Annotated in this window: 9 protein-coding genes; all 9 read left to right on the plus strand. The window is 50.1% G+C overall.

Translation table 11 applies throughout. The features are described 5' to 3' along the window. The first annotated feature begins 326 nt into the window (after nt 1–326). The 9 genes from hrcA to C5S61_RS19690 all read left to right on the plus strand — a co-directional run bounded on the left by hrcA (nt 327) and on the right by C5S61_RS19690 (nt 11,106). A complete protein-coding gene (hrcA, locus tag C5S61_RS19650) occupies nt 327–1,391 on the plus strand; it encodes a heat-inducible transcriptional repressor HrcA (protein WP_110517766.1) in 1,065 nt (354 codons plus the stop codon). A gap of 58 nt (nt 1,392–1,449) precedes the next feature. Then, nucleotides 1,450–1,965 (plus strand): nucleotide exchange factor GrpE, encoded by a 516-nt coding sequence (grpE, locus tag C5S61_RS19655; protein WP_110517768.1) that lies wholly within the window; start codon nt 1,450–1,452, stop codon nt 1,963–1,965. A gap of 94 nt (nt 1,966–2,059) precedes the next feature. Next, nucleotides 2,060–3,916, plus strand: a complete 1,857-nt coding sequence (gene dnaK / locus C5S61_RS19660) for a molecular chaperone DnaK (protein WP_110517770.1) — start codon at nt 2,060–2,062, stop codon at nt 3,914–3,916. A gap of 227 nt (nt 3,917–4,143) precedes the next feature. Continuing rightward, nucleotides 4,144–5,280, plus strand: coding sequence for a molecular chaperone DnaJ (dnaJ, locus tag C5S61_RS19665; RefSeq protein WP_110517772.1), 1,137 nt, complete (start codon nt 4,144–4,146; stop codon nt 5,278–5,280). A 284-nt stretch (nt 5,281–5,564) separates the two neighbouring features. Further along, nucleotides 5,565–5,981 (plus strand): zinc-ribbon domain containing protein, encoded by a 417-nt coding sequence (locus tag C5S61_RS19670; protein ID WP_110517774.1) that lies wholly within the window; start codon nt 5,565–5,567, stop codon nt 5,979–5,981. Between the two features lie 244 nt (nt 5,982–6,225). Next, nucleotides 6,226–7,101 carry an ectoine/hydroxyectoine ABC transporter substrate-binding protein EhuB gene (gene ehuB, locus C5S61_RS19675; protein ID WP_110517776.1) on the plus strand — a complete coding sequence of 292 codons (876 nt, stop codon included), beginning with the start codon at nt 6,226–6,228 and terminating at the stop codon, nt 7,099–7,101. Next, complete coding sequence (locus tag C5S61_RS19680; RefSeq protein ID WP_110517778.1) at nt 7,098–9,239, plus strand: hybrid sensor histidine kinase/response regulator; 2,142 nt, start codon at nt 7,098–7,100, stop codon at nt 9,237–9,239. Before ehuB ends, C5S61_RS19680 begins: the two co-directional genes overlap by 4 nt. Nucleotides 9,240–9,525: 286 nt before the next feature. Further along, nucleotides 9,526–10,158 (plus strand): HAD hydrolase-like protein, encoded by a 633-nt coding sequence (locus C5S61_RS19685; protein WP_110517780.1) that lies wholly within the window; start codon nt 9,526–9,528, stop codon nt 10,156–10,158. Between the two features lie 96 nt (nt 10,159–10,254). Next, nucleotides 10,255–11,106, plus strand: a complete 852-nt coding sequence (locus tag C5S61_RS19690; protein ID WP_110517782.1) for an aldo/keto reductase — start codon at nt 10,255–10,257, stop codon at nt 11,104–11,106. Nucleotides 11,107–11,133 lie beyond the last annotated feature (27 nt).

Below are 11,133 nucleotides of genomic sequence, written 5' to 3' on the forward strand. Positions count from 1 at the left end.
CAGAGTTTCTCCCCGACCCAGATTTGTACCCTCCTCATAGCACTTGATGATCATATTGCAATAGCGTTTGGCGATTATAGCCGATTATCGGCAAAATGTGCATAGTCCTTACGATAGAGATCTAACGGAAATTGGCAGCATTTTTGAGATTAAGTCGCAACTGGTTTAAATTGGCAGAATGTTAGAGCGATGTAAGAGCTGGCGTGGCCCCGTTGCTAGCTCTTTCGCGGCGTGTTACAATATTCAGCGGCGTGCGGCGAGCACGCCAATCTTATAACTTACCGAGTTAGCACTCGGCGGCCAAGAGTGCTAAAGCGAGGTGAGCGATGAATCTAGAACTCAATGAGCGGCGACGACGGGTTCTCAAGGCAGTTATCCAACAATATATCGATACGGCAACTCCAGTCGCCTCGCAAGATCTTGCGAGGAGTTTGGGGGTTAGCTCGGCGACTGTCCGCAACGAAATGGCGGCATTAGAAGATGCTGGCCTTTTGACCCATTTGCATACGTCTGCAGGGCGCTTGCCTACTGATGCTGGCTATCGCTTCTTTGTCGAAAATCTGATGGATCGGGCGGCGCTTTCGACCCAAGAACAGCGCATGATCCAACATCAGTTCTATCAAATCCGCTCGGAATTGAACCAATGGATTCATTTGGCAGCAGCGGTTTTGGCCCGAACTGCCCAAACAGCCGCCGTGGTTACTCCGCCGCGTGCCTATGAAAGTCGCTTTAAACATATTGAATTGATCGCGATCAACGATGCCTTGGTGTTGATGGTCTTGGTGTTGCACGAAGGCTCGGTTAAACAGCAAACACTGCCCGCCGATCCGCATACCACCCAAGAGCAACTCAGCAGAATCGCTGGCCGAATTAACGAGCTTTGTCATGAAGCTTCGGCCAAAGCGATTGTGGCGATTGCGCAGACCCAACCAGCGGCTCAGCCACCGCTCAGCAGCTTTGAAGTGCTGGTCATCGAGAGCGTGGCGCGGGCAATGCAGCAGTTCGAGGAGCATGTCAACGAATTAATTCATCACGATGGCTTGCTTGAGATGCTGCATCAACCGGAGTTTGGCCAAGTCACGCGAGTGCGCGAGGTGCTTTCGATTCTCGAAGGCGGCACGATGCTTGAGTCGCTCATTCCCCAAGCCTTGGCCTCTGATGGCGTGCAAGTGATTATTGGCGGTGAGCATAGCCGCGACGAATTGCGCGATTATAGCGTGATTCTTTCGCGCTACGGAGTCAATGGCGATGTTGCCGGAGTCGTCGGAGTTTTAGGGCCGCGCCGCATGGCCTATCCGCGCTCAATCTCCAGCGTGCGCTATATCGCTGGCGTAATGAGCGATCTGATGGGCGATTTATACGGCGAACGCAAAATAGAACCAACAGAATAGCAGCGAATGCTAGGCTGTGAGCATACATGATTGATCTTTACGGAGGTATGGAGTTCTCATGACGGAAGAAGTGCAAGCACAATCAACTGACGATACCAATCCTCAAGGCGAGGCAGAAAGCCTGAATGAACGGATCGCCACGCTCGAACGCGAAGTTGAAGAACATAAAACCAACTGGATGCGGGCGATTGCTGATTTCAAAAATTACAAACGCCGCACCGAAAGCGAACGCGAGGAGTTGATTCGCAATGCTAGCGCTGGTTTGATGTTGAAATTGCTTCCAGTGCTCGATGACCTGCTCTTGGCGATGGGCCAAATTCCCGCTGAAATTGAAAACAATCAGTGGATTGGCGGCGTTAAACAAGTACAACGTAAATTTGAAACGGTGCTTGAGGGCGCTGGCCTGCAACCAATTCCCGCCGTTGATGAAGAATTTGACCCCAACGTTCACGAAGCGATTATGTTTGAAGAAGGCGATGAAGCCCAATCAAACAAAGTTGTGGCCGAATTGCGCCGCGGCTATAAGCTCGGCGAACGGGTCTTACGTCCAACGGTCGTCAAAGTCGGCAAGTAGGAGCACCTAGGCAAAGCATCGTTTAAGTGGCATCGCTGCCGTTTGTGGCTGTCGCTTAGCGATGCTTTGTCGCTGTCTGTGGAGCAATAACTATATGGGTAAAGTGATCGGTATTGACCTTGGAACAACCAATTCAGTGGTTGCGGTCATGGAAGGTGGCGAGGCGGTGGTTATTCCCAACGCCGAAGGCGCACGCACCACGCCTTCAATTGTCGCCTTGAGCAAAAACGGTGAACGCACGGTTGGCTTGGTAGCCAAGCGCCAATCGGTCACCAATCCCGAAAATACAATTTATTCGGTCAAGCGCTTTATTGGCCGTAAATTAGATCATCCCAGCGTCCAACGCGACAAAGATCTGATTCCCTATCGCATGACCAGCGCGCCCAATGGCGATGCCCGGGTCTTGATGGGCGGTCGCGATTATTCGCCGCAAGAAGTTTCGGCCATGATTTTGCAAAAACTCAAAGCCGATGCCGAAGCCTATTTGGGCGAGCCTGTGACCCAAGCTGTGATTACGGTTCCGGCTTATTTTGATGATTCGCAGCGTCAAGCGACCAAAGATGCTGGCAAAATTGCTGGCCTCGAAGTATTGCGGATTATCAACGAGCCAACCGCCAGCGCCTTGGCCTATGGCCTGGATCGCAACACAAACGAATTAATTGTCGTCTATGACCTTGGTGGTGGCACCTTCGACGTTTCAATTTTGGAACTTGGCGATGGGGTGTTTGAGGTTCGCGCAACCAACGGCGATACCCACCTTGGCGGCGATGATTTTGATCAAAAGATTATCGACTGGCTGGCAAGCGAGTTTCAACGCGAAAATAATATCGATTTGCGCAGCGATCGCATGGCACTGCAACGTTTGAAGGAAGCTGCCGAAAAGGCCAAGCAAGAGCTTTCGAGCGTGTTGCAAACCGATATTTCGCTGCCATTTATTAGCGCCGATGCCAGCGGCCCCAAACACTTGAACACCACCTTGACCCGCGCCAAACTCGAGCAACTGACTGGCGATTTGGTCGAACGCACGCTCAAGCCAATCAAACTAGCCTTGCAAGATGCTGGTTTGAAGGCCAGCGAAGTTGATGAAGTGATTTTGGTTGGTGGCCAAACCCGCATGCCAGCTGTGCAAGCAGCCGTCAAAAAATTCTTTGGCAAAGACCCGCACAAAGGCGTGAATCCCGATGAAGTGGTGGCGATTGGCGCGGCAATTCAGGCGGGCGTGCTTTCTGGCGATGTGACCGATGTGCTGTTGCTTGACGTAACGCCATTAACCTTGGGCATCGAAACCTATGGCGGCGTGATGACACCGTTAATTGATCGCAACACGACGATTCCGACCAAGCGCTCGCAAATTTTCTCAACTGCTAGCGACAACCAAAATAGCGTCGAAATTCATGTGTTGCAAGGCGAACGCGCCGAAGCTCGCCACAATAAATCGTTGGCGCGCTTTACCCTCGATGGCATTCCTGGCGCGCCGCGTGGTGTGCCGCAAATTGAAGTTATTTTTGATATTGATGCCAACGGGATTGTTAATGTTAGCGCCACCGACAAAGCAACCAATAAAGAGCAAAAAATCACCATCACGCCATCGTCGGGCTTAAATGATGATGAAATTGCCTCGATGATTCGCGATGCTGAAGATCATGCTGATAGTGATACGCGCCGCCGCGATCAAATTGCAACTCGCAATAAGGCCGATGGCGTAATCTACGCCGCCGATCGCATGCTGCGTGAAGCAGATGAGAATGTGGATTACTCAGCTCGCAACACAGTCGAAGATCGGATTGCTGCCCTGCGCGCGGTGCTTGATGGCGATGATATGGAAGCGATCAACAATCGCACTGCTGAATTGAGCGTGGCAATGCAACGGCTCAAGCCAGCACCCGATTTTGGCATCGAGCCAGAAACCCCCAGCCAAGAACAAGGCAATGCCGACGAAGTAGAACTCTAATGAAATTATGAAGGATGAAGGATGAGGGATGAAAAGGGAGGATGAGCAATAAGGAACACTATTAACTGATTTGAATAAGTTTTTTAATCTAGCAAAAATGTGAATGATGGGGATGTTCATAATTCATCCCTCATCCTTCATCCTTCTACAAGATTAACCAAGGTGTGAATGATGGGGATGTTCATAATTCATCCCTCATCCTTCATCCTTTTACATAAGGGATATGTATGGCAACTGAGGCAAAACGCGACTACTACGAAGTACTAGGTGTGGGCAAAAGTTCCTCACCTGACGAGATCAAAAAGGCCTACCGCAAGTTGGCCATGCAATATCACCCCGACCGCAACCCCGGCAATGCAGAAGCCGAAAACAAATTCAAAGAGGCTACCGAAGCCTACGAAGTACTTTCAAACGATCAAAAGCGCCGCATGTACGATCAATTTGGCCATGCTGGCAGCAGCGGCCAAGGCTTCGACCCATTTTCGGGCTTTGGTGGCGCTGGCGGCGATCCATTTAGCACCATCTTCGATGCCTTCTTTGGCCAAGGTGCGCGTGGCGGTAGCCGTGGCGGCACGCGCCAAGGTGCCGATTTACGCGCCGATTTGGTGATTAGCTTTGAAGAGGCGATTTTTGGCACCGAAAAAGAGATTGATTATCGCCGCCTCGAATCGTGTACCACCTGTGGCGGCAATGGCGCTGAGCCTGGAACCGAGCCAACGCGCTGTCCCAAATGCCAAGGTTCGGGCGAGATGCGGGTGCGCACCTTCCTGAATATGGTCACCGTTACCACCTGTGATCAATGTTCTGGGCGGGGCGTGATCATTCCGATTCCTTGTAAAACCTGTCGTGGCGAAGGCCGCATTCGCGAAACCGTCAAGCGCAAATTGACCGTGCCTGCTGGGGTTGACGATGGCATGCGGATTCGGATTGGTGGTGCTGGCGATAGCGGGCCAAGTGGCGGATCGGCGGGCGATCTGTATGTCAACTTACGGGTTCAATCACACGATTTCTTTGTGCGCGAAGAGAACAATATTCTGTTGCAACTGCCCATTAATATTGTGCAAGCAGCCTTGGGTGCGCAATTGAATGTACCAACCGTTGATGGCGACGAGCCGTTGAATGTGCCAGCAGGCACGCAGGATGGAACGGTCTTTACCTTGCGCGGCAAAGGCGTGCCCTATATTGATTCATCGGGCCGCAACTTAGGTCGCCGTGGTGATCAAATGGTTGTGGTTAAAGTGCGCGTGCCAACCAAGCTCAATGAAGACCAGCGCGAACTGTTCCAGAAACTTGGCGAGACCATGGGCATGGATCATTTCGAGCAAAAAGAACGTGGCTTCTGGAGCAAAATCTTCGGCAGCTAAGCTGAATACAGCAAAGGGTAGCGTGGGCTAACTAGCTACCTACCCTTTGCCACCATAGTTTAACCACTTTTTCACCCCTAGCTACCCCGCATGATTAAACTCGTGGTAAAAAAGCACATTTTGCCTCTTGTAAATCATCGATAGTTTTGGTACAATAGTTACGTTGACATGGTTTGGTTCCTCACATTACCTCGGACTGAGTGGATATGCAATCTCTTCCCTGAGCTTCGTGACTCCAACCTGAAACAATTGGAATCCCTTACCATAGTTGGAGAAACAAGCTAATGAGCTTTACCGACAAGACGTTGAACTGCCGCGATTGTGGCAACGAGTTCGTATTTACCGCTGGCGAACAAGAATTTTATTCACAAAAAGGCTTTGACAACGAGCCAACTCGCTGTTCAAACTGCCGCCAAGCCCGCAAACAAAATCGCGGTGGCGGTGGCTACGATAGCTCAAGCCGTGGCGGCAGTGGTGGTGGTGGCTATAGCCGCAACAGCTATGGCTCAGACCGTGGTGGTTACAGCTCAGACCGTGGTGGTTTCAGCTCAGATCGCGGTCAACGCGAAATGCACACCACCACCTGTTCATCATGTGGCGGCCCTGCACAAGTGCCATTCGTACCACGTGGCGACAAGCCAGTTTACTGCCGCGATTGCTTCCAAAGCCAACAATCATCATCACGCTCGAACCGCTGGTAAGAACCCTGGGGAATCAATCCTCACTCTTATAAGCAAAGCCTGGACTCATACGAGTCCAGGCTTTTTGCTAGCTTCAATAGTGTACCCTAGTTCTTTAGTACGGATAACGATGTAGTACTAGTGCTATCCTCAACTAGCTGCGTTATACTATAGCCCAATAGTATCAGGTACTTTGCGCTTGACTCGCTGGCCGCATGGAGCGATTAGTGAGCTTGCTGCAACCTCTTGCGCTGGAGGTTTTGGCATGCGTCGAGTTTGGTGGGGCTTTGCTGGGTTAACCCTGATCGTCGTTATAACCGTTATTCTTTGGCGGTTGACTACACCTGCTGAAACAACTTTAGAACGTGCCCAACGCACTGGTATGATCCGCATTGGCTATGCTCCCGAAGCTCCGTTTGCCTATCGCACTACCAGCGGCGAGATGCACGGCGAGGCGGCTGTGGTCATGACATGGGTTATGCAGCGCTTAGGCATCTCCCAGCTTGAATGGGTTCAAACCGAATGGGCCGATTTAATCCCCGGCTTGCAAGCTGGCAAGTTTGATCTCATCGCCAGCGGAATGTTTATTACCTGCGAGCGTGCCCGGCTGTTGGCTTTTAGTCAGCCAACTTTTGCCCTCAGCCCCGCGATCTTGGTTCAGTTTGGTAATCCCCTGCAAATTCAGAGTTTTAGCGATTTTCGGCGGCCTGATCGGCGGTTGGCGGTGATGCGTGGCGCTCAGGAAGCGACAATCGCCCAAATCTTGGGCATCGATACAGCTCAATTATTATTTGTGCCCGATGTGCAAACTGGCTTGGCGGCAGTGCTCGCAGGGCGGGCCGATGGCTTAGCCTTAACCGACATTAGCATCGATCTCTTGGTTCAGCAAGCACCTGCGCTGGTTGAACGGGCTAGCCCTTTTGTGCCGCCAATTATCAATGGCAATCTGAGCATTGGCTATGGCGCGTTTGCTATGCGGCCTGAAGATGCACATTTGCGCAGCGCAATCGATCAGCAGTTGCTTGGATTTATTGGCAGTGACGAACATTATAAATTGATTGCGCCATTTGGCTTTGTGCGTGAACAATTGCCCAATCGTTCAACTGCTAGTATTCTCCAGGCGTGCGAGCATGGCTCATGAAGGGTTTGGCTTGGCTGCGGCGCAAAGAATTACGCCCATTAATCGCCTTATTGAGCGTGGCATTCGTTTCGATTGGTTTATTGCAGGCCAATTATTACCAAATGCGCGCGATGATTCAATCCCAAATTACTGCATTTAATGGCCTCACTCAAGCCCGATTGAATATGCAACGCGGCTATTTGATTGCCGAGCAAGTGCTGAATGGCAACCAAACCTTGTTGGCTCAAGATGCAATCGCCTATCTTGATTGGGCCATTTTGGCGGTTGATGATTGGCAGCATGGTCAAAATCCGGTTGCCGTGTTTGATCAATTGCTGCCACCAGCGCCACCCATGGCTCAAGCGCTCAGCCAATATCGCCAAGATTTAAGTGATTTTCGTAGCTTGTTATTGCAGCATCTCAATCGCCCTCAGAATCAAGCTCAAACCACGATCGATCGGCGCATCGCCTTCTCGCAACTTGAGCTAGAAGCAGAGCAGTTGGAAAATCGGCTGTATCTTGATTTGGATCTAGCGATTAAACGCCAATCGGAACGCTATTCGTTGGTTTTAGTTGGTTGGTCGATCTTTTTGATTCTTATTGCTGGCGTGGTTTATCGCTTGGCAAGTTTACAGCGTTTGGCTGTCGCTCAATTAAGTGCCAGCGAAAATCAATTTCGCGCCCAATATGCAGGCATTCCGATTCCAACCTATACATGGCGTTGTATTGATAATGATTTTATGCTCGAAAGCTATAACGATGCAGCCATAACTATCACTCAAGGCACAATTACCAAATTTATCAATCAATCAGCTAAACTTGTTTATCAACATGAGCCAGAAATTATCGATCATTTTCAGCTTTGTTATCAACATAAAAATACAATTCATCAAGAGTTGCGTTATCAATTTAAATTTAGCGAGCAATTCAAGGATTTGTATGTAAGCTATGTTTTTATTGAGCCAGATTTAATTATGGTGCATACAGAAGATCGAACTGATCATAATCAATTGCAAATGCAATTAATTCGTGCTCAAAAGATGGAAAGTATTGGGCGCTTGGCTGGTGGTGTCGCTCATGATTTCAATAATTTGCTAACAGCGATTATTGGCTATACCACACTTGCGATCGATAGTTGTGAACATGGCTTGCCGGTGCTCGAAGAGCTGCATGAAATTCAGCATGCAACTGAACGTGCTGCATTACTCACAAGTCAATTATTAACCTTTGCTCGCAAGCAACAACTACAGCCAAAAATTATTAATCTTAATGATCTCATTAGGGCAATGGAAAATTTAATTAAGCGGGTCTTACCTGAATCAATTCACTGGAAAACCATGCTTAATCCTGATATTGATTTAATTGTGGCTGATGCAGGCCAAATTGAGCAGGTGCTTTTAAATCTAGTGGTGAATGCTCGCGATGCGATGCCCAATGGTGGGCATTTGTTGGTTGAAACTCAGAATCTTGTGGTTGATGCTGCCTATGCGCACAGCCATGTTGATGTGCCAATTGGTCGGTATGTTGTGTTTGCGGTGAGCGATACCGGAATTGGGATGACGCAGGCAGTGCAAAGCCGCGCATTTGAGCCATTTTTTACCACCAAAAGCGATCACGAAGGCACTGGCTTGGGCTTGGCCACCAGCTATGGCATTATCAAACAGCATGGCGGCCATATTAGTTTGTATAGCGAAATTGATCGCGGCACAACGATCAAAATCTATTTGCCGCGTTCGGAGCAAATGCCGGTTGCTGAATCACCACATTTTAGCCAAAACCTGCCTCGAGGCAACGAAACGATTTTGGTCAGCGAGGACGAGCCACAGGTGCGGGCGGTTTTGGTGCGCATGCTGCAAGGCTTGGGCTATCGGGTGTTGGAAGCAGCCCACGGCTCCGCTGCCCTAGAACTCTTGCAGGCCAACGCCACAGGCACAATTCAGCTGTTAATCACCGATTTGATTATGCCGCAAATGGGTGGGTTTGAGCTGGGGCAACTGGTGAGCGAGCTTGACCCAAGCCTCAAAATTTTGTTTATTTCAGGCTACTCTGAACATAGTTTGGCCCAACAGCAGCAATTTAAGCAGCAACCGGTGTTGCTCAGCAAGCCGTTTTCGTTAGCAACCTTGGCGCAAACCGTGCGCAGTATCTTGGATGCTTAGATCGTTCATGGTTCGCCACCCTTCCGTCCCTCCGCCGGAGGGAAACGCTGAGGGTTTTCATCCCCCAGCACCCCCTAAAGTTCATTTAGTGGATGGTTGTTATGTTTATAATTGCCAAACTTTGGGTGCTTCGGATTTAACCATGCTCTCTGCGCCTCTGCGTTAATCATTTTGGGGTCATGGCACGCTTAAAATTCCATTGGTGGAGTTTAGATGCCCGCAAACATTGGCAACAACGCCGTGGCACGGTATGCTTAGCAATGAGCAATTTTAGTGGTGTGATGTGATGAAAAAATACGAATTGATTCTGTTTGATTTCGATGGCACGTTGGCCGATTCGATTCCTTGGTTGGTCAAGGCGATCAACGGGGTGGCCGAAAAATATAAATTTCGCCAACTTACGCCGAAGGAATTTAGCGAATTGCGGGGCCGTAGTCCGCGCGAGGTGATGCAGTATATGCAGGTGGCTTGGTGGAAAGTGCCATTAATTGCCCGCCATGTGCGCCAATTGGCCGCCGAGAATATTCGTCAGATTCAGCTGTTTGAGGGTATGGAAATAATTTTGGCTCAGTTGAGTGCTGCCGATGTGCGTTTGGGCGTGGTGAGTAGCAATAGCGAGGCCAATGTGCGCCATGTGTTGGGCGATGCCTTGGCCAATGTGGTTGAGTTTTATGAATGTAGCGTACCGATTTTGCGCAAACGAGCGCGTTTTGAGCGAATTGTGCGCAAAGCCAACCTCGAGCGCGAAAAAATTCTGTGTGTTGGCGACGAAATTCGCGATGCAGAGGCCGCTAAACAAGCGCAATTGGCTTTTGGCGCAGTTGGTTGGGGCATGAGCCGCATCCAAGATTTTGCACCCTATGCGCCACGTGAGGTTTTTTTTCACGTTCCCGATATTGCCACCCGCTTGATCGATTAAATTGCCCAGTGACAACCCTGAATTTTAGGGTTTTTGGGGGTACAATAGATGCAGTTCCGTACTGAACGGTATTGATTGTGTTTTGGAGGAAGCTCGATGAGCCTCGGTTCTCTAACATTTAAGCTTGGTGGCGATCTCGAAATTCGGCGTTTGGGCTATGGTGCTATGCGCATCACTGGCGATGGAATTTGGGGCGAGCCAAGCGACCGCGAACAAGCGAAGGCTGTCTTACGCCGCGCTGCAGAGCTAGGGGTGAATTTTATTGACACCGCTGATTCGTATGGCCCTGATGTGAGCGAGCGCTTGATCGGCGAAGCCTTGCATCCATATTCAGCAGATATGGTGATTGCGACCAAGGGCGGCTTGCTGCGTGGCGGCCCAAACATTTGGTATTCGAATGGGCGGCCTGAACACTTGCGCATCTCGCTCGAAAAAAGCTTGCGCCAATTGAAACTCGAGCGTATCGATCTCTATCAATTGCACCGCATCGATGCCGAAGTGCCCTTGGAAGAATCGTTGGGTGCGTTGAGCGATTTGCGCAACGAAGGCAAAATTCGCCATATTGGCTTGAGCGAAGTTAACAACGAACAATTGGCGCAGGCCCAAAAAGTTGTGCCAATCGTTTCAGTGCAAAATCGCTATAGCATTGGCGACCACGAATGGGAAAGCATGGTCGATGCCTGCGAAGCCCAACAAATCGCTTTTATTCCATGGTTTCCTTTGGCTGCTGGCAAACTAACCGCGCCTGGTGGCACGCTTGATCAAATTGCGAAGAAATACGAAGCCACAGTTGGCCAAATTGCCTTGGCTTGGTTGCTCAAACGCTCACCAGTAATTTTGCCAATTCCTGGCACATCGAAAATCAAACACCTCGAAGAAAATCTGGGCGCTGAAAAGATTGCCTTGAGCGACGAAGACTTCCAAACCCTGCGCGAATTGCAAGCGTAAGTAGGGGTCAGGGGTCGGGGATCAGGG

Source organism: Herpetosiphon llansteffanensis, from assembly GCF_003205875.1.
Lineage (GTDB): Bacteria > Chloroflexota > Chloroflexia > Chloroflexales > Herpetosiphonaceae > Herpetosiphon > Herpetosiphon llansteffanensis.